Source organism: Mesorhizobium sp. B2-3-6 (assembly GCF_006442305.1).
In the GTDB taxonomy this organism is placed as follows: domain Bacteria; phylum Pseudomonadota; class Alphaproteobacteria; order Rhizobiales; family Rhizobiaceae; genus Mesorhizobium.
This window is the reverse complement of the sequence record NZ_VFVW01000001.1, coordinates 958151-977357: the sequence shown is the minus strand read 5'-3', so window position 1 is coordinate 977357 and position 19207 is coordinate 958151. Positions and strand designations below refer to the sequence as shown.

At 63.9% G+C, this 19207-nt stretch carries 17 protein-coding genes; 7 read left to right on the top strand and 10 right to left on the bottom strand.

Going from position 1 to position 19207, the window contains the following annotated elements:
- Positions 1 to 79 precede the first annotated feature (79 nt).
- The 5 genes from FJ953_RS04720 to FJ953_RS04700 all read right to left on the bottom strand — a co-directional run bounded on the left by FJ953_RS04720 (position 80) and on the right by FJ953_RS04700 (position 6796).
- The gene (locus tag FJ953_RS04720; RefSeq protein WP_140623331.1) at positions 80 to 1459 is read right to left on the bottom strand and encodes an OFA family MFS transporter; all 1380 of its coding nucleotides are present in this window, start codon (positions 1457 to 1459) and stop codon (positions 80 to 82) included.
- A gap of 239 nt (positions 1460 to 1698) precedes the next feature.
- A complete protein-coding gene (locus FJ953_RS04715) occupies positions 1699 to 2721 on the bottom strand; it encodes an acyltransferase (RefSeq protein ID WP_140623329.1) in 1023 nt (340 codons plus the stop codon).
- 192 nt (positions 2722 to 2913) lie between these two features.
- Positions 2914 to 3711 carry a xanthine dehydrogenase family protein subunit M gene (locus FJ953_RS04710; protein ID WP_140623328.1) on the bottom strand — a complete coding sequence of 266 codons (798 nt, stop codon included), beginning with the start codon at positions 3709 to 3711 and terminating at the stop codon, positions 2914 to 2916.
- Between the two features lie 151 nt (positions 3712 to 3862).
- Positions 3863 to 6214 (bottom strand): xanthine dehydrogenase family protein molybdopterin-binding subunit, encoded by a 2352-nt coding sequence (locus FJ953_RS04705; RefSeq protein WP_140623326.1) that lies wholly within the window; start codon positions 6212 to 6214, stop codon positions 3863 to 3865.
- A gap of 93 nt (positions 6215 to 6307) precedes the next feature.
- Entirely contained in the window at positions 6308 to 6796 is a 489-nt protein-coding gene (locus FJ953_RS04700; protein WP_140521053.1) for a (2Fe-2S)-binding protein, read from the bottom strand.
- Between the two features lie 304 nt (positions 6797 to 7100).
- Between FJ953_RS04700 and FJ953_RS04695 the strand changes: the two genes are divergently transcribed.
- Together FJ953_RS04695 and FJ953_RS04690 are read left to right on the top strand one after the other, a co-directional pair.
- Positions 7101 to 8237, top strand: coding sequence for an FIST signal transduction protein (locus FJ953_RS04695; protein WP_140675765.1), 1137 nt, complete (start codon positions 7101 to 7103; stop codon positions 8235 to 8237).
- An 8-nt stretch (positions 8238 to 8245) separates the two neighbouring features.
- A complete protein-coding gene (locus FJ953_RS04690; protein WP_140495725.1) occupies positions 8246 to 9586 on the top strand; it encodes a hybrid sensor histidine kinase/response regulator in 1341 nt (446 codons plus the stop codon).
- Between the two features lie 9 nt (positions 9587 to 9595).
- Here the strand turns inward: FJ953_RS04690 and FJ953_RS04685 are convergent, their stop codons facing one another.
- On the bottom strand, positions 9596 to 10279 hold the full coding sequence (locus FJ953_RS04685) for a response regulator transcription factor (RefSeq protein ID WP_140495724.1): 684 nt from the start codon (positions 10277 to 10279) through the stop codon (positions 9596 to 9598).
- 224 nt (positions 10280 to 10503) lie between these two features.
- Here FJ953_RS04685 and FJ953_RS04680 point away from each other — a divergent pair, with 224 nt between their 5' ends.
- The 3 genes from FJ953_RS04680 to FJ953_RS04670 all read left to right on the top strand — a co-directional run bounded on the left by FJ953_RS04680 (position 10504) and on the right by FJ953_RS04670 (position 13033).
- Positions 10504 to 11202, top strand: coding sequence for a fumarylacetoacetate hydrolase family protein (locus FJ953_RS04680; RefSeq protein ID WP_140623324.1), 699 nt, complete (start codon positions 10504 to 10506; stop codon positions 11200 to 11202).
- Positions 11203 to 11206: 4 nt separating this feature from the next.
- A complete protein-coding gene (gene maiA / locus FJ953_RS04675) occupies positions 11207 to 11857 on the top strand; it encodes a maleylacetoacetate isomerase (RefSeq protein ID WP_140623322.1) in 651 nt (216 codons plus the stop codon).
- A gap of 135 nt (positions 11858 to 11992) precedes the next feature.
- Entirely contained in the window at positions 11993 to 13033 is a 1041-nt protein-coding gene (locus FJ953_RS04670) for a zinc-dependent alcohol dehydrogenase family protein (protein ID WP_140623320.1), read from the top strand.
- On the opposite strand, the gene FJ953_RS04665 is transcribed toward FJ953_RS04670, so the two are convergent.
- Positions 13030 to 13929 carry a DMT family transporter gene (locus tag FJ953_RS04665; RefSeq protein WP_140623318.1) on the bottom strand — a complete coding sequence of 300 codons (900 nt, stop codon included), beginning with the start codon at positions 13927 to 13929 and terminating at the stop codon, positions 13030 to 13032. The two genes, FJ953_RS04670 and FJ953_RS04665, sit on opposite strands and share 4 nt — an antisense overlap.
- Positions 13930 to 14036: 107 nt before the next feature.
- Here FJ953_RS04665 and FJ953_RS04660 point away from each other — a divergent pair, with 107 nt between their 5' ends.
- Positions 14037 to 15437, top strand: coding sequence for a PLP-dependent aminotransferase family protein (locus tag FJ953_RS04660; protein ID WP_140623316.1), 1401 nt, complete (start codon positions 14037 to 14039; stop codon positions 15435 to 15437).
- Between the two features lie 23 nt (positions 15438 to 15460).
- Here FJ953_RS04660 and FJ953_RS04655 read toward each other — a convergent pair whose 3' ends face one another.
- Positions 15461 to 16351, bottom strand: a complete 891-nt coding sequence (locus FJ953_RS04655) for a LysR family transcriptional regulator (RefSeq protein WP_140623314.1) — start codon at positions 16349 to 16351, stop codon at positions 15461 to 15463.
- A gap of 136 nt (positions 16352 to 16487) precedes the next feature.
- On the opposite strand from FJ953_RS04655, the gene FJ953_RS04650 reads away from it, so the two are divergent.
- Positions 16488 to 17933, top strand: coding sequence for an MFS transporter (locus FJ953_RS04650; RefSeq protein WP_140623312.1), 1446 nt, complete (start codon positions 16488 to 16490; stop codon positions 17931 to 17933).
- Between the two features lie 35 nt (positions 17934 to 17968).
- Here FJ953_RS04650 and FJ953_RS04645 read toward each other — a convergent pair whose 3' ends face one another.
- Together FJ953_RS04645 and FJ953_RS04640 are read right to left on the bottom strand one after the other, a co-directional pair.
- Entirely contained in the window at positions 17969 to 18466 is a 498-nt protein-coding gene (locus FJ953_RS04645; protein WP_140555100.1) for a MaoC family dehydratase, read from the bottom strand.
- Positions 18467 to 18712: 246 nt separating this feature from the next.
- Entirely contained in the window at positions 18713 to 19141 is a 429-nt protein-coding gene (locus FJ953_RS04640; protein ID WP_140495715.1) for a phasin family protein, read from the bottom strand.
- Positions 19142 to 19207: the final 66 nt, after the last annotated feature.

Here is a 19207-nt window from a genome sequence, read left to right as displayed (position 1 = left end):
AACAGCGGGATGCCGACCAGCAGCCAGGCAAGGACCAATTTGACAGAATTGCTGTTGTCTTGCGCCATGATCACTCTCCTTACGCTGCAGCCGGTTCGGCCTTCATGTGGAACCGTGCATCCACCGGCCGCATCATCAGGTTGAGCAGGAAACCGACGACGAGCAGGCCGGCCATGATGTACATGGTGACCGTGTAGGCATCGGCCTTCGCTACTCCTGCATCGATCTGGTACTGCCTGATGTAGTTGACCAGGACCGGCCCCAGCACGCCCGCCACTGACCACGCCGTCAGCAGGCGGCCATGGATGGCACCGACATACCGCACGCCGAAGACATCGCGCAGATAGGCCGGAATGGTGGAAAAGCCGCCGCCATACATGCTCAAGATGACGCCATAGAACAGCACGAACAGGAACACGTTGCCCGACTGGCCCGTCCACGGCACCACTGCATAAAGGATCACGCCCAGCACGAAGAAGACCGCGTAGGTCGTCTTGCGGCCGATATAGTCGCTGGTCGACGCCCAGAAGAAGCGGCCGAGCATGTTGAAGATCGATAGCAGGCCGACGAAGCCGGCGGCGGCGGCCGGCGTGATGCGTCCCGGGAACATCTCCTGGCTCATGGCGGAGGCTTGGCCGAGGACGCCGATGCCGGCCGTCACGTTGAGGCACAGCACGCCCCACAACAGCCAGAACTGCGGTGTCTTCAACGCGTCGTCGAGATGGACGTTGGCGGTTGTCACCATCGTGTTTTGTGTCGTCGGCGGCGTCCAGCCGGCCGGACGCCAGCCATCGGGCGGCACCCTGACGATGACAGCGCCGATCAGCATGAAGATGAAGTAGACAATGCCCAGCATGATGAAGGTTTCGGCGACACCGATATGCTGCGGGGTCGAAAACAGCTTCAGCAGATAGACCGAAAGCGGCGAAGCGATGAAGGCTCCGCCGCCAAACCCCATGATCGCCATGCCGGTCGCCATGCCCGGCCGGTCGGGAAACCAGGTGATCAGCGTCTTGACCGGCGAGATGTAACCGAGCCCGAGGCCGATGCCGCCCAGGACGCCGTAGCCGAGATAGATGATCCACAGTTGATGCAAGGTGACGCCGAGCGCCGACACGATGAAACCGCCGCCGAAACAGCAGGCGGCCGCGACCATCGCCTTGCGCGGGCCGACGCGATCCAGCCAACCGCCGCCGAAGGCTGCCGCGAGGCCAAGAAACAGGATCGCGATCGAAAAAATCCAGCCGAGTCCGGTCAGCTTCCAGTCGTCGGGCGCCGAATCGGTGATACCGATCAGTTTCGACATCGGCAGGTTAAAGACGCTGAACGCGTAGGCCTGACCGATGCAAAGATGAATGCACAACGCCGCCGGCGGCACCATCCATCTGCTGAAACCGGGCTCGGCGATCGTGCGCGAGCGGTCGAGCCAGCCGCCGGCGTTTTCCCTGGTCGTTGCCATTCCATCCTCCCATGCAATGCTCCGATTCGAATAAACTAGGCGGAGCACGGGGCGGGACAACAAGGAATAGCTGCCATAATACCAATGTCTAAGGACATCGGGCTATCCGGCAAGCAGATCGCCAGGTCACCCCTGGCTATATTAGGACGAACTTACCAAACAAGCTGCCGGACAGGCGGCATCGAGCGAGGCTGACCTTGGCCGCTAGGCAACGCAAGGGAGGGACACTGCGGCGTCACTCACCAGTTGCGGTTCAGCCACTCACGCGACGGCCGCTCGATGACATAATAGCTGCAGAGCGCGCAGGCAAAGACCCCAGCCAGCATCAGCCATGGGTCGCTGCCTCGCTCATAGACGAATTTGTAGAATGGCTGCTGCCACAGATAGAGCGAATAGGACCATAGACCCAACGTCGCCATAGGCCAGGACGACAGCAGTCCAGAAAACAATCTCGTGCTGAAATCGAGAGCGTTGACGGCAAGCGCCAGGAGCGGCACGGCGACCAGATAGTGGATCGGGGTTGGTACCGGGTCCATGAACAGAAGCACCGCCGAGATGGCCGCCGCCACCGCCACATAAGGGCCCTTCAACAGGGCCGGCAGCTTGCCGTCGGTCTTCAGCAGGCAGATGGCGGCCGACAGCAGGATCGACGCAATATGCACGTCGGTGCGCCAGTATGTGGTCTCGTAGTCCATGTGCAGGAACCAGTACGAAACCGCACCGTTTGCCGTGGCCAGCACCGCCAGCACCAGGAGCAGCGGGATGACGCGGCTACGGCTTGCGACAAGTGCGCTGATCGCTGCCAGGATGATGTAGGCATGCTCTTCGACACAGAGCGACCAGATGTGGTCGAGCGCGCCGGCGCGGTTCACGAGAATTCCGGCATAGTTGTAGGTGAATGTCAGCGCCGTCAGCGCCGCCTTCCATTTGAAGGCGACGAACGTGCCCGACAGCGCAATCATCGAAACGATCACGAACACCAGCAGCGCGGGATAGATGCGGGAGAAGCGGCGCTTGAAGAATTTCTTCAGCGGGTAGCGCTCGACGAACAGGATCTCGGCCATCAGCCGGCCGCTGAGCACGAAGAAGAATTCGACGCCCAGTACGCCGAGATTGATCCCTGCAACGGGAAAGAAATGGCCAATGAGCACCAGCGCGATCGAAAGTCCGCGCCAGCCGTCGAGATAGGCCAGTCTTGTCCTGGCGGATCTGTCGGCGACGGATCTTGGCGGCACAACATGCGTCGCGGAGATGTCGGTCATGCCGCTCCCTTCGCATTGAAACATGCGAATAGGGTCGCAGGTCGTGATGAACACTCCGAACCCGGCTCGCGTTTGATCGCCGGCATAGTGCAGTGCAATATCGCTTTGTGCAAGTGCGAGATTGCCACAATGCGCCCATCTGCGGAAAAGGGGCGAGAAGTCCCTCTCCTGCCTGACAGGAGCAGGAAGGAATCAGGCGTTGGCGGCGGCCACCGCGCGCTTGGCCATGACCGCGACCAGATTGGCACGGTAGTCGGCGGAAGCGTGGATATCGCTCATCAGCTTGGTCGCCGGCACCTTGACGCCGTCGAGCGCCGAAGCCACGAAGTCCTTCGCGAGCGCGGCCTCGATCTCCTTCGAGCGGAAGACGCCATCGTCGCCGGCCCCGGTCACGGCCACCCTGACGCCGTCCACACCCTTGGCCACGAACACGCCGACAATGGCGTAGCGGGAGGCCGGATTGCGGAATTTTTTATAGGCTGCCTTTGCCGGCGCGGTGAAGGTGACGGCCGTGAGGATTTCGCCGTCCTCCAGCGCCGTCTCGAACAGGCCCACGAAGAACTTGTCGGCCGCGATCTGGCGCGTGTTGGTAATGATGGTGGCATTTAGCGCCAGCATGGCCGCTGGATAATCGGCCGCCGGGTCGTTGTTGGCGATCGAGCCGCCGATCGTGCCCCTATAGCGTACTGCCGGATCGCCGATCAGCGATGCCAGATGCGCGAGCGCCGGGCAGGCGTGTTTCAACTTGTCGTCGCTGGCAACATCGAAATGCGTGGTGGCGGCGCCGATCGTGACCGTCCTGCCGGACACTGTCACGCCTTGCAACTCCTTGATCCGCGACAGGTCGACGACATCGGAAGGGGCCGCCAGCCGCGTCTTCATGGCCGGGATCAGGGTCATGCCGCCCGACAGCAACTTGGCGTCGCCGCCCGTGACGAGCTTCGCGGCATCGGCGACTGAGGCGGCGCGGTGGTAATTGACTGCGTACATTTGGAGGCTCTCCCTGGTGAAGAGTGGATAGTCAGTAGTCAGTAGTGATTAGTGAGTAGCATTGGTCGGTAATTTGGTGAATAGCGGGTGATCAATTGCCGCGGCAACCGCGTTTTTGTTCACTACTCACTATTCACTACTCACTCTCCTTTCAGTGCTTCGCCGCCGCACGGATCGCGGCCCACACCGTGGACGGCGAAGCCGGCATGGCGATATCCGCGATTCCTATGGCGTCGGTGATGGCGTTGATCACCGCCGGCGGCGAGCCGATAGCGCCGGCCTCGCCGCAGCCCTTGATGCCGAGCGGATTGCCCGGACACGGCGTGTTCGAGGTCGAGACCTTGAACGAAGGCAGGTCATCCGCGCGCGGCATGGTGTAGTCCATGTAGCTCGCTGTCAGAAGCTGGCCGTCGGCATCATAGTGGGCGCCTTCGAGCAGTGCCTGGCCGATGCCCTGCGCGATGCCGCCATGCACCTGGCCCTCGACGATCATCGGGTTGATGATGTTGCCGAAATCGTCGGCCGCGACGAACTGGATAATCTCGGTCGTTCCGGTCTCCGGATCGATCTCGACCTCGCAGATGTAGCAGCCGGCCGGAAAGGTGAAATTGGACGGGTCGTAAAACGCCGTCTCCTTCAATCCCGGCTCCATGCCACCGGGCAAATTATGAGCGGTATAGGCCGCCAGCGCCATCTGGAACCACGGCACGTTTTTGTCGGTGCCGGCGACCTTCAGCGCGCCGTTCTCGATGACGATGTCGCCCTCGTCGGCCTCGAGCAGGTGCGCCGCGATCTTCTTGGCCTTGGCCTCGACCTTGTCCAGCGCCTTGGCAATCGCCGACATTCCGACCGCGCCCGAGCGCGAGCCGTAGGTACCCATACCCATCTGCACCTTGTCAGTGTCGCCATGGACGATCGAGACGCTGTCGATCGGCACCCCAAACCGTTCGTTGACCAGTTGCGCGAAGGTCGTCTCATGGCCCTGGCCATGGCTGTGCGAGCCGGTCAGCACCTCGATGGTGCCGGCGGCATTGACGCGCACCTCGGCCGATTCCCAAAGGCCGACGCCCGCGCCGAGCGAGCCCACCGCGGCCGACGGCGCCAGGCCGCATGCTTCGATGTAGCAGCTCATGCCGATGCCGCGCAGCTTGCCGTTCCTGGCGGCCTCCGCCTTGCGCCCGGCAAAGCCGGCATAGTCGGCGGCCTCCATGGCCGCGTCGAGCGAGGCGCCATAGTCACCGGCGTCATAGTTCATGATGACCGGCGTCTGGTGCGGAAACGTGGTGATGAAGTTGGTCCGCCGAAGCTCCGCCGGCGAGACGCCGAGTTCCCGCGCCGCGGTCTCCATCGTGCGCTCGATGAGATAGGTGGCTTCGGGCCGCCCTGCCCCCCTATAGGCATCGACCGGTGCCGTGTTGGTGTAGACCGTGCGGACATTGGCGTGGATCGCCGGGATATCGTACTGGCCCGACAGCAGCGTCGCGTAGAGATAGGTCGGCACGCAGGACGAGAACAGCGACATGTAGGCGCCAAGATTGGCCAACGTGTCGACCTTGAGACCGGTGATCCTGTTGTTCTTGTCGAAGGCCATTTCCACTGTCGAGACATGATCGCGGCCATGCGCATCGGAGAGGAAGCTCTCGGTGCGGTCGGCCACCCATTTCACCGGCACGCCGGTTTTCTTGGACGCCCACAGGCAGACGATCTCTTCGGGATAGATATAGATCTTGGAGCCGAAACCGCCGCCGACATCGGGCGCGATGACGCGCAATTTGTTTTCCGGCGCGATGTTGTAGAAGGCGCTCATCACCAGCCGGGCGACATGCGGGTTCTGCGAGGTCGTCCAGCAGGTATAGTGGTCTTCCGCCCTGTCATAGTGGCCCAGCGCTGCCCGCGGCTCCATGGCGTTGGGCACCAGCCGGTTGTTGACGATTTTCATGCGGGTGACGTGGGAAGCCGCCTTGATCGCCGCGTCGGTCGCCTTGGCGTCGCCGATCTCCCAGTCGAAGATCAGGTTGTTTTCGGCTTCCGGATGGAGTTGCGGAGCGCCCTTTTCGAGCGCCTTCGTCGCATCCACCACCGCCTCGAGTTCATTGTAGGTGATCTCGACCGCTTCGGCGGCGTCGCGCGCCTGGCCCTTGGTGTCGGCGACCACGACGACGACCGCATCGCCGACATAGCGAACCTTGTCGACCGCCAGCGGCGACCAGGCTCCCATCTTCATCGGGGAGCCGTCCTTGGAATGGATCATCCAGCCGCAGATGAGATTGCCGATGCCATCGGCCTTCAGCTCCTTGCCGGTCAGCACGCCGATGACGCCCGGCATGGCTTGAGCCTTGTCGACCTCGATCTTCACGATCTGGGCATGCGCGTGCGGGCTGCGCACGAAGGCCGCATGCTTCATGCCGGGTACCACCATGTCGTCGACATAGCGACCGGCGCCGGTGATGAACCGCTTGTCTTCCTTGCGCGCCACGCGAGCGCCAACACCTTCAATGCCCATCAGAAATTCCTCCCGAATTGTAAGGCAGTAGGTGAGTAAGGCAGTAGGGCAGTAGGGGAATTGGCTCTGGTCCGTACTGCCGTACTGTTCATCTCACGCCGCTTGCCTGACCTTGCCGCTCATCCCCTCCGATGCGGCGAGGATCGCCTTGACGATGTTGTGGTAGCCGGTGCAGCGGCAGATGTTGCCCTCGAGCTCTGCGCGCACCGTCGCTTCGTCGAGGCCCTCGGGGTGGCGCTTGATCATGTCGGCCGCCGTCATGATCATGCCCGGCGTGCAGAAGCCGCATTGCAGTCCGTGATGCTCCTTGAACGCCGCCTGCACGGGATGCAGGTCGGCACCGTTGGCAAGTCCCTCGATCGTCACCACGCTCGATCCGGACGCCTGCACCGCGAGCATCGTACAGGACTTCACCGCCTTGCCGTCGACATGGACGACGCAGGCGCCGCATTGCGAGGTGTCGCAACCGACATGGGTGCCGGTGAGGCCGAGATTCTCCCGCAAGAAGTGAACCAGCAGCGTCCGGTCCTCGGCCGCACCGCGGACCTGTTTTCCGTTCACCATCAACGAAACGTCCGACATGAATCCTCCCTGGGTATCACCTTGGTCATCACGCTGCCGACGCGGTGTTGGCTTCGGCCATGCGTTATTCGTACACCGCACAAGCCGTAAAAAACAGCGCGGCGCAAAAGCCGGATCATTGTACTTTCGGCCATGGCAGGGCGAAACACGCATTCCCCTCGCCCCATTGCCAAAATGCCGATTGGCGGCAACAATGGCTTTCGACGTTGGCGCAAGAAGCACATCAACAGCCGCGCACAGGCAGCGTCGGAGGAAATGCGGGAGAACGTCGCTGACCGTTTCACGGACGCGCTACGCATGCGGTTTGTCGGCGCTGACCACGGACGAGCCCGACCCCGACGTCTTCGCACGCGCGGTGGCGGCGGAGGCGGCCGCCATCGAGGCCGGCTTCGCCCTGTTATTCTTTTCCCAGCGCCTTGTCGAGGCCGGCGCCCTTTCGCGCGCAATCGCGGCTCATGCGCCGGCGCTCCACTACGCCGGCTGCTCGACCGCCGGCGAAATCACGCCGCAGGGCCTCGAGGAGGGCCATATCCTCGCCATGCTGCTCCCTTCGGCGTCGTTTACCGCGGTCAGCACCACGGTCGACAACCTGTCGTCATCGGGCTTGGACAGGGTCACTGGTGATGTCGAGGATCTGCGGCGCACGCTGTATGGGCGCATCGGCGGCGAGCGGGCTGGGAACACCTTCGCGCTCTGTTTCATCGACGGACTGTCCTATGCCGAGGAAGCGGTGAGTTCGGCCATCCATTGGGGCCTCGATGACATACCACTGCTCGGCGGTTCCGCCGGTGACGACCTGAAATTCGAGACGACGAGCCTGATCTCCAACGGCAAGGTCACCTCCGACAGCGCCATCATCGTGCTGGTCGCCACGGAAATCCCTTTCCATGTCTTCAAGACCGACAATTTCGTTCCCACCGACGAAAAGCTGGTGGTCACCGCCTCCGATCCCGATCACCGCATCGTGCGCGAGTTCAATGCCACCAATGCGGCCGAGGAATATGCCGCTTCGGTCGGTATCGTCGCGCAGACGCTGACGCCGCTGAGCTTCGCCTCGCATCCGGTGGTGGTGAAGGTAGGCGGTGAATATTACTGCCGCTCCATCCAGAAGATGCATGCGGACGGCTCGCTGTCGTTCTTCTGCGCCATCGACGATGGTGTCGTGCTGTCGATCGCCCAACCCAAGGACATGGTGGAATCGACCCGCGCGGCTCTGCTCGACGTCGAGGCGAGGCTTGGCGGCATCGACATGATCATCGGCTTCGACTGTGTCCTGCGCCGGCTGGATGCGCGCAACCGCCAGGTCTTTCGCGAGATTTCCGAACTCTACCGGGTCAACAACGTCATCGGCTTCGGCACCTATGGCGAACAATACCGGTCGATGCATCTCAACCAGACCTTCACCGGCATCGCCTTCGGCGAGCGCCCGGCCGCCGAGTGAGCGCTGCCGTGCCCCTCAAGGACATAGACGATCCCGACAGGCTGAAGAAGATCAACGCTGCGCTGGTCAGCCGCGTCGAGCGCTCGATGGACCAGCAAGGCAACGCTTTCTCGCTGTTCCAGACCGCGATCTCACTGGAAAGCAGGGTACGCGCCCGCACCGAGGAACTGCACTCGACCTTGCGGCGGCTGGAACAATCGAACATCGACCTCAGCGCCGCCAAGGAAAATGCCGAGCAGGCGAACCTGTCCAAGACCCGCTTTCTCGCGGCGGCCAGCCACGACGTGCTGCAGCCGTTGAATGCGGCGCATCTGTCCGTCTCCGCCCTTGCCGAAGTGCAGACCAGCGACGAGGGCCGGAAACTGGTACGGCAGGTCGAGCGCTCGCTGGAGACGATGGAGGACCTGCTGCGCACGCTGCTCGACATTTCCAAGCTCGATGCGGGTGTGGTCCAGCCCGACATTGGCGACGTCAGCCTGGAGGCGCTGTTCTCGTCGCTGCGGTCGGATTTCCAGCCTGTGGCCGAACTGAAGGGCCTGTCGCTGAAATTCCGCGCGGTCAACGCCGTGGTTCGCTCCGATCGCACGCTGCTGCGCCGCATCCTGCAGAACATCCTCTCCAATGCGCTGGGCTACACCCGCTCGGGCGGTGTCCTTGTCGGCACCAGGCACCGCGGCGATGCCATCCGCATCGATGTCGCCGACACCGGCTGCGGCATTCCCGACGACCAGCGCGAGGCGGTGTTCGAGGAATTTCATCGCGGCATCATGCCTGCCAATGCCGAACTCGCCGGCGGCGGCCTCGGCCTTGGGCTGGCCATCGTGCGGCGCATCGCCGGCGCGCTCGGCCATCCCGTGACGTTTTCCTCGAAGGTCGGGCGCGGCACGATTTTTCACATCGATGTCCCCGTCGGCATCGGTGCCACGGCGGACGCCGTCGCCAGCGCTGCAAGCCTGGAGCGGCCGCGCGGCTACGGCTTGTTCGGCACCAAGGTTCTGCTGGTCGAGAACGATGTCGAGGTGCTGCAGGCGATGACCTCGTTGCTCGAACGCTGGCAATGCCTGGTGCGCGCCGCGACCTCGACCGACGACGCGCTCGACATGCTCGGCGACACGGACTGGGTGCCCGACATCGTCATAGCCGACCAGCATCTCGACGGCGGCGATCTCGGCACCGCCACCATATCGAAGGTCCGCCGCTATCTCGGCCGCGCGGTGCCGGCGCTGATCGTCACCGCCGACAGTTCCGAAGCCGTCGCCAAGGCGGCGCGGGCCGGCGGCATCGAGTTGATGCGCAAGCCGCTCAAGCCCGCGCAACTAAGGGCGCTGCTGGCACATCTGCTGGCTTAGACCTGCCCCTCAAAACCCCGCCTGATCCCTGAAAAGCTCCGCATTGTCCAGCTTCGAAACCTCGATCACCGCTTGCGTGCGGCTGTAGACGTTGAGCTTGCGCAGGATCTCCGAGACGTGCGCCTTGACCGTGGTCTCGCCCACTTGCAGCTCATAGGCGATCTGCTTGTTGAGCAGGCCCTGGCGCAGCATCTGCAGCACGCGCAACTGCTGCGGCGTCAATGTCGAAAGGCGCTGCACCATGTCGGCGCGGTCGGTGCTGTCGGCGTCGGGGGGGCGGCCCTCATAAGTTTCCGGAACATAGATGGCGCCTTCCATAACCGAGCGTATAGCGTTGGCCAGATCGCTCTTGCGCGCCGATTTCGGGATGAAGCCGGCAGCACCGTAGGACAGCGCCTCGGAGATGATCTTGGGCTCCTCGTAACCGGACACGATGACCACGGGCAGGCGCGGATAGCGGGTCCGAAGCTGCAGCAACCCCTCGAAGCCGTGCACGCCGGGCATGCTGAGATCGAGCAGGGCAAGGTCGAACGGCTTTGTCCCGGCCAGCAGGTCGAGTGCTTCGGCGATCGAGCGCGCCTCCACCGTGTCGACCTCCGGATAGGCCATCTGCACGGCGCTGTGCAGCGCCTCGCGAAACAGCGGATGATCGTCGATGATCAGGAACCGGGCGCTGTCAGTGGCTGCTGTCATGTGGCTCGTTTCGGTTTGCCGGCCGCAGCATAATCCCGCGACCATGGCTGACTTATTGGCAAATAGTCTATCCCAGCGGACGATGCATCGCCGCGAAAGTGATGGAAACTCCGGATTCTTTATACGGCCGGCCGGCCAATGCTTTATGAAAAGCGACGCCTTGCCCGGCCTCTCAATTCGGCCGAAGGTGCCCGCGGCCCGACATCCAACTGCAGAGACAGACCATGACCGCCTTTGTCCTCCCCGCTCCGCCAACGCCCTCGGTCGCAGTGGCCGGCTCGAACGAGCGATTTGCGGTGCGCCGCATCTTCTGCGTCGGGCGCAACTACGCCGCGCATATCAGGGAGTTCGGCAATGACGAGCGCGATCCACCCTTCTTCTTCACCAAGCCCGCCGATGCGGTGGCAGACTCCGGCGCCACGATCCCCTACCCGCCGCTGACGACCAACCTGCACCATGAGATCGAACTGGTGGCCGCGATCGGCAAGCCGGGCTTCCGCATCCCGCGCGCCCAGGCGCTGGATCATGTCTGGGGCTATGCCGTCGGCATCGACCTCACCCGCCGCGATCTCCAGGACGAAGCCAAGAAAGCGGCGCGGCCCTGGGACTGGTCGAAGGCTTTCGACCGCTCCGCGCCGTGCGGTCCTCTGGTTCCCGCGCAAAAATCCGGCCATCCGAGCCAGGGCCGTATCTGGCTGGCCGTCGACGGCAAGATCCGGCAGGACGCCGATCTCGCCGAGTTGATCTGGCCGATCTCCGACATCGTCTCGATCTGCAGCGAAGGCATGGAATTGCAGCCAGGCGACCTCATCTTCACCGGCACGCCGGCCGGCGTCGGCGCGGTCAACCCCGGGGAGACGATGACCGGCGGCGTCGACGGCATCGGCACGATCGAAGTGACCATCGGCCAGCCAAATCGGTGAGTGCATGAGCGACATCGTCCTTCACAACTACTACCGCTCCTCCACCTCCTACAGGGTGCGGATTGCGCTGGAGATGAAGGGGCTGACCTATGACTACGTGCCGCATCACCTGCGCCATGGCGAGCATCTCGAACCGGCCTATCTCGCGGTCAACCCGCAGGGCCTGGTGCCGGCGCTGATCCTGGGCGACGGCACCCTGCTGACGCAATCGCTGGCGATCATCGAATTTCTCGACGAGACGACGCCCGAACCACCTCTGCTGCCGAAGGACGCAGTTGGGCGCGCCCGTGTCAGGATGCTGGCGCAGATGATTGCCTGCGATATCCATCCGGTGAACAATCTGCGTATCCTGACCGCGCTGCGAACCCTGTTCGGCGCCGGCGACGAGGATGTCGCCAACTGGTTCCGGCACTGGGTCAAAGAGGGTTTCAAGCCACTCGAAAACCTGTTGGGGGCTTCGCCCGAGACCGGCACGTTCTGCCACGGCGACACGCCGGGGCTGGCCGATATCTGCCTGGCGGCACAAGTCACCAGCAATGCCCGTTTCGGCGTCGATATGGCGCCCTACCCAACGATCTCGCGCATCAACGCCGCTTGCATGGCCCTGCCGGCCTTCCAGAACGCCGCGCCGCAAAACCAGATCGATGCCGAGTAACCTTCATTCGGCAACGCGCAGCGTCGCCATCGGCGTCTGCCCAAACTGCCGGCTTGTCTGGCGGAATCGATTTCCGCTTGACCGGCCAGGGAATCGGCTATCGTTCCCGGAAGTGCGCGCAAGGTGGAGTTGCCGATGAAAGCCGTCGTCTTCGAAAAATTCGGCGAAGAGCCGACGATCCAGACCGTTCCCGATCCGAAGCCGGCGCCGGACGGCGTCGTCATCAAGGTCGAGGCGACAGGCCTATGTCGCAGCGATTGGCACGGCTGGATGGGCCATGACGCCGATATCCGCCTGCCGCATGTCCCCGGTCACGAACTGGCCGGCGTCGTGGTAGCCGCCGGCAAGCAGGTGACCCGCTGGAAGGCTGGCGAGCGCGTCACCGTCCCGTTCGCCGTCGGCTGCGGCCATTGTTTCGAATGCACGTCCGGCAATCACCAAGTCTGCGAGCACCAGTCCCAGCCGGGCTTCAACGCCTGGGGCTCGTTCGCCGAATATGTCGCCATCGAGCACGCCGACACAAACCTCGTGCGCCTGCCCGACGAGATGGAATTCGCCACTGCCGCCAGCCTCGGCTGCCGTTTCGTCACCTCGTTCCGCGCCATCGTCGATCAGGGCCGGGTGACGCCGGGCGAATGGGTAGCGGTGCATGGCTGCGGCGGTGTCGGCCTGTCGGCGATCATGATCGCCAGCGCCATGGGTGCCAATGTCATCGCCATCGACCTCACCGAAGAGAAGCTCGACTTCGCCAGGAAGATCGGCGCGGTGGCGACCATCAACGCGGCGACGACCCCGAACGTCGTCAAGGCGGTCAAGCAGATCACCAATGGCGGCGTGCATATGTCCATGGATGCACTCGGTCATCCCACGACCTCGTTCAATTCGATCGCCAATCTGCGCCGGCGCGGGCGCCATGTGCAGGTCGGCCTGATGCTGGGCGATCACGCCCGCCCGCAGGTGCCGATGGACAAGGTGATCGCGTTCGAGCTCGAAATCCTCGGCAGCCACGGCATGCAGGCCTACCGCTACCCCGCGATGATGGAGATGATCCGCACCGGCAAGCTGAAACCCGAGCTTCTGGTCGGCAAGAAGATCAGCCTTGAGGAAGCGCCGGCTGCACTGATGGCGATGGGCGGCTTCGAAGGCATCGGCATCGGTGTGGTGACGAAGTTTTAGCCAGCGGCGCCGGTTGCGGGCCGTGGCAAATCCCGCCTGGCAAACTTTTTGGCGCCGAATACGCACAGCACCACGCCGAGCGTGATGACGACCATCAGGGGACTGACCTGCTCATGCAGCAGGGACGCCGCCAGGGCGAGGCCAAAGAAGGGCTGCAGCAGTTGCAACTGCCCCACGGCGGCGATGCCGCCTTGCGCGAGGCCGCGATACCAGAACACGAAGCCGATCAGCATGCTGAACAGCGAGACATAGGCAAGCCCGATCCAGGCATTGATCCCGACCGTGGCGAAGGACGGTGGCAAGGTGACCAGGGTCACCACCAGCATGACCGGCAGTGACAGCACCAGCGCCCAGCAGATCACCTGCCAACCGCCCAGCCTGCGCGACAGCGCGGCGCCTTCTGCGTAGCCCAGGCCGCAAACGACGATTGCGGCGAGCATCAGTGCGTCGCCAACGGGTGAGGCCGTCATGCCTTGCGCAAGGGCAAACCCACCCACCAACGCGCTGCCGAGGCATGAGAACAGCCAGAAGGCCGGTCTCGGCCTCTCGCCCCCGCGCAGCACGCCGAAGATCGCGGTCGCCAGCGGCAGCAGGCCGACGAAGATGATAGAATGGGCAGAGGTGACATGCTTCAGCGCCAGCGCTGTCAGTAAGGGAAAGCCGACCACGACACCCAACGCGACGATGACAAGCGACATCAGGTCATGACGCTCCGGACGCTTCTCGCGGAACACGAGCAGCAGCGCGAGGCCAAGCAAGGCGGCTATCACCGCGCGCGCCGACGTCAGGAACGTCGGATCGAAATCCATCACCGCCACACGCGTTGCCGGCAAGGAGCCGCTGAAAATCAACACGCCGATGAATCCGCTCACCCAGCCGCTCGTCGTCTTATCCATTGAGGCACTCCATCCGTTGCGCCCTCTATCGGGCCCATACCCATGGCGCCACCAGAGACAATGCAGTACAATTCAACAAAACTGTCATGGTTTGCCGGAAGGTACAGATGGACGAATCAGCGAGATTCGACAACAGCGGAACCCTTGTCGAAGGCGTCATGGCCGCGATCCGCCGGCGAATTGCCGCGCGCAGCCTCACGCCCGGCGCCCGATTGCCCTCTATCCGCGCCTTCGCCAAATCCATGCAGGTTTCCAAATCGACAGTTGTCGAGGCCTATGAGCGACTGGCGGCGGAAGGCGCGATCCGTTCCCGGCCAGGCTCCGGCTTTTATGCCGCCGGATCGCTGGCGCCGCTGTCGCTCGCCGAGATCGGCCCACGGCTCGACCGCGCCGTCGATCCGCTCTGGGTTTCGCGGCAGTCGCTGGAAGCGGGCGATGAGATGCTGAAGCCCGGCTGCGGCTGGCTGCCCGCCTCGTGGATGCCGCAGGCAGCGCTGCGCCGCGCGCTGCGCACCGTGGCGCGCGCCGATGATGTGGCCCTTGCCGACTACGGCACGCCGCTCGGGCTGCCGCCGCTGCGCCAATTGCTGGCGCGGCGCATGGCCACGCATGGCATCGAGGCTTCCCCCGAACAGATCATGCTGACGGAATCGGGCACGCAGGCCATCGATCTCCTGTGCCGGTTCTTGCTCGAACCCGGCGATACAGTGCTGGTCGACGATCCCTGCTATTTCAATTTCCACGCACTGTTGCGTGCCCATCAGGCCAAGGTCGTCAGCGTCCCCTATACGCCATCGGGACCGGATATCGACTTGTTCGCGCAGGCGCTGGCCGAGCATCGGCCGCGCCTCTACATCACCAACTCCGCCATCCACAACCCGACCGGCGCGATCCTGTCGCCGGTCACCGCGCACCGGCTGCTCAAGCTCGCCGATCAATCGGACCTGACCATCGTCGAGGACGACATCTTCGCCGATTTCGAACACGCTCCTGCCCCAAGGCTCGCGGCTTTCGACGGTCTCGAGCGTGTCGTCCATATCGGTAGTTTCTCCAAAACGCTTTCGGCCTCGATACGCTGCGGCTTCATCGCCGCGCCCCGTGACTGGATGGAAGGGCTGGCCGACCTCAAGATCGCCACCACCTTCGGCGGCGGGCGGCTCGCGGCCGAATTGGTGCTGACCCTGCTCAGGGATGGCAGCTATCGCAAGCACATGGACCTGCTGCGCGCCCGGCTCTCACGCGCCATGATCGAGACAGGCGCTCGGCTGAAGGCGATCGGGATCACGCCCTGGATCGAGCAGCCCGCCGGTCTGTTCCTCTGGTGCAGCCTGCCGGATGCAGTGGACGCAGCCGAGGTTGCCCGCCGCGCGCTTGCGGCCAATGTCGTGCTGGCGCCCGGGAACGCGTTCAGCCTGTCGCAATCAGCCAGCCGATTCCTGCGCTTCAACGTTGCGCAATGCGAAGACGAGCGGATTTTCAAGGTGCTGGAGGCAGCCATGCCGCGCTGACGGCTGCGGCGCGGCTTGCGCGATCAGGACTTCACGCAAATGTCGCGCACACAACTCCGCAGCCAGCGCTGCGCCGGATCGGCATCGAGCCGCGGATGCCAGAGCATGGAAATGGTGACCGCCGGAATGTCGACCGGCAGGGAAAAAGTCTGCATGCCGGCGCGCGCGCCTTGCGTATGCCGCTCGGGCACGCTGGCGATCAGCTCCGAGGCGCGCGCCATCGCGAGCGCGGCCGAAAAACCGGAAGCCATGCACACGACCATTCGTTGCAATCCGAGCCGACTCAAGGCCTCGTCGATCGGCCCCCTTTCGCGGCCCCGCCGCGAAACATTGATGTGGCGGCCAGCCGCATAGCGTTCCGGCGTCATCGCGCCCTGGCCGAGCGGATGGCCGCTGCGCACCGCGCAGACGAAACGGTCGCGAAAAAGCGCCTGGATGCGCACCTCCGGCCCGGTCTCGCCGGCCACGCCTACTTCCAGGTCGATCGCCGCTTCGCGCAGTGACGCCATGTCCTTGTCCGACTTCGGCGCGAAACGCAGCCGCACGCCCGGCGCATCGGCCTGGATCCGGGCGATCAGGCGCGGCCCGAACTCCTCGACGAAGCTTTCATTGGTGCGCAGCGTGAAGGTCCTCTCCAGGCCCGGCAGATCAAGCAGCCTCGCCGGGCGCAGCAGCGTTTCCGCATCCTGAACCACACGACCGACCTGCTGGCGCAGTTCCTGCGCGCGTGGTGTTGGAACAAGGCCGCGACCGGCCCGCACCAGCAGCGGATCTCCCGTCGCCGCGCGCAGGCGCGCCAGCGTGCGGCTCATCGCCGAGGGGCTGAGCCGTAATCGCGTCGCCGCACGCGCCACGCTGCCTTCGTCCAGCAGGACATCGAGGGCGACGAGCAGGTTGAGATCGGGCGGCGACATGGTTCGATCCTAGCACGAAATCCGCTGATGTGGCGTGCAACGCACGAATAGAATGCAAATGCTGCGCGTTCCGCCACATCCTGCAAACGATTAGATCTTCGAAGCTTCTACCCGAAGCCGACAAAGGGAGATCGCCGTGGCAGTCACTGAGCAACATCGCAACGAGCACGCATCGGTCGCACAGAAAATCCCATCGGCTGGATGGGCGCTGGCGAGCCTGTCGCTGGCCACGCTGCTGTCGTCGCTCGGCACCAGCATCGCCGGCGTCGGCCTTCCCTCGCTGATGCAGGCATTCGATGCCTCGTTCCAACAGGTGCAATGGGTCGTGATTGCCTATCTGCTCGCCATCACCATCCTGATCGTCAGTGCCGGGCGCCTCGCCGACATGCTCGGCCGGCGGCCGCTGCTGCTTTTCGGCATCGCGCTGTTCACATCGGCGTCGGTGCTCTGCGGCCTCTCGCCGGCTTTGTGGCTGCTGATCGCGGCGCGGGCGGTGCAAGGGCTTGGCGCGGCGCTGATGATGGCGCTGACATTGGCCGTTGTCGCCGAGACGGTGAGCAAGGCCAGGACCGGCAGCGCCATGGGCCTGCTCGGCGCCATGTCGGCCATCGGCACCACGCTCGGCCCTTCCATAGGCGGCCTGCTGATCGCCGCTCTCGGCTGGCGTTCGATTTTCCTGGTCAACGTGCCGCTCGGCATCCTGACCTTTGCAATGGCCTGGCGTGCTTTGCCTGCCGGCAACCGGACGGCGTGGACCGGTCAAGCCGGCTTCGATGGTTTGGGCACGGGCCTGCTGGCCCTGACATTGGCGGCCTACGCGCTGGCGATGACGCTGGGTAGAGGCAGTTTCGGGCTCATCAACATCGGCCTGCTGGTCGCGGCTGGCATCGGCATCTTCCTGTTCGCCACGGCGCAAAGTATGGCGAAAAACCCATTGGTCGAGCTTTCCGCCTTCCGTGATCTCTCGCTGAGCGCCAGCCTGGCCATGAATCTGATCGTCGCCACCGTGATGATGGCTACCTTGGTGGTTGCGCCGTTCTATCTCTCGCGCGGGCTCGGACTGGACGCGGCAAACGTCGGACTGGTGCTCTCGACAGGCCCGCTGGTTTCGGCGCTGTCGGCGTTGCTCGCCGGACGCCTTGCCGATCGCTTCGGAGCCAAAAGGATGATGGTCGCGGGCCTGCTCGGCCTTGCCACGGGCACGTTCCTCCTGTCCCTGGCGATAACGACACTCGGCATCGCCAGCTATGTCGTCCCCATCACCGTGACCTGCTTCGGTTATGCCCTGTTCCAGACAGCGAACAACGCCGCCGTCATGCGCAGCGTCGGCGCCGGTCAACGCGGCGTCATCTCCGGCCTGCTCAATCTCTCGCGCAACCTTGGCCTCATTACGGGCGCCTCCGTCATGGGCGCCATATTCGCCGCCGCATCGGCCGGAGGACGTGAAGCCGGCGGCCAAGGCATGCTGACGTCAGCGGCGGCGGCCAGCGGAATGCAGGTGACCTTCCAGACGGCAACGGCACTGGCGGTGGCGGCGCTGGCGCTCAGCCTTTTGCCGAGCCGGCGGGCGGAGAATGCCTGACGAAGATCAATTCAGGGGGCTTGGGCGAATGCCGCTCAGGCCCCTGCCCGCTTGCGGCGCTCATAGAGCATGACCAGCGTCTCGGCCGTCAGCGCCGGCTTTTCCTCGCCCTCGATCTCGACGGTGTTGGCGGCCTTCATCAGGTATTGGCCCGGCCCCCTGTCCTCCATGGACAGCAGCGTGGTGCGCAGCCGGATGCGTGCGCCCACCTTGACCGGCGCCAGGAAACGCACCTTGTCGAAGCCGTAGTTGAAGGCGGCCTGCGTGTTCTCGGGCACGATTCCCATGCCGAGCGCCAGCGCGCCGATGATCGACAGCGTCAGATAGCCATGGGCGATCGTCGTGCGGAACGGGCTTTGCCGCCGCGCCCGTTCGGGGTCGACATGGATCCATTGATGATCGCCGGTGCATTCGGCGAACTGGTTGATACGGTTCTGGTCGACTGTCGTCCATTCCGAGACGCCAAGCTCCTGCCCGGACATCGTCCTCAACTGCTCGTAGGTCGGCGGCGTCTTAGGCCGTTTTTCGGTCATTCCTGTTTTCCCGATAGCTTCCAACGCTTCCGGACCACGAACCGGCGGCCTCTGTCAATTCGCCCTGCATGATTCGGTCCCCTTGGGATCGATGCGAATCCTGGCATCACTCTACGTCAAGCCGTGTTCGCCCGGCCTTGGCATTTGAGGGTACCCATGGTGTAAAGGCATAGCGGCCGATGAAGAGCATCCGAACAAACTTCGCCTGGCGCAGGGTTGGCAGGCAACCGGTCTTTGTCACGCAAGCTACTTCTTCTCGTAGCCGGCGCGGATTTCCTCCATCGCCTCTTTGATGCGCATGCGCAGGATGTCGACCGATTCGGTGCCGGATTTCCTGACCAGCTCGGCCACTTCGCTGGCATTCTTCAACGTAGTCTCGAAGGATTTCCTGGCGAACTCAGTCTGTTTGGCCATCAGGTCCTGCGGCGTGCCGGGCGCTCTGTAGCCTTGCGTCATGTCGGCAATTTCGCGCAGCGTGTCCTGCAGCATCTCGCGTTGCCTGGAGAACAGCGACGACGCGCCGGCGGCACTTGCCCGCGCCGATTTCTCCAGTGCTTCAAGGTTCTTGCGGTGGTGCGCGAGGATCGCCTCGACATCGACATTGGGCAGTTTCAGGTCACGGCCGAACCGGCCGAACATGTCCGTGAAGGAATCGGAATCCGGTTGTTTGGCCATGCTCATCTGCTCCCCTGTTGCCGCGACTGCTGATGCCCGCCCATGAGAATAGGGCATGGCGTGCGC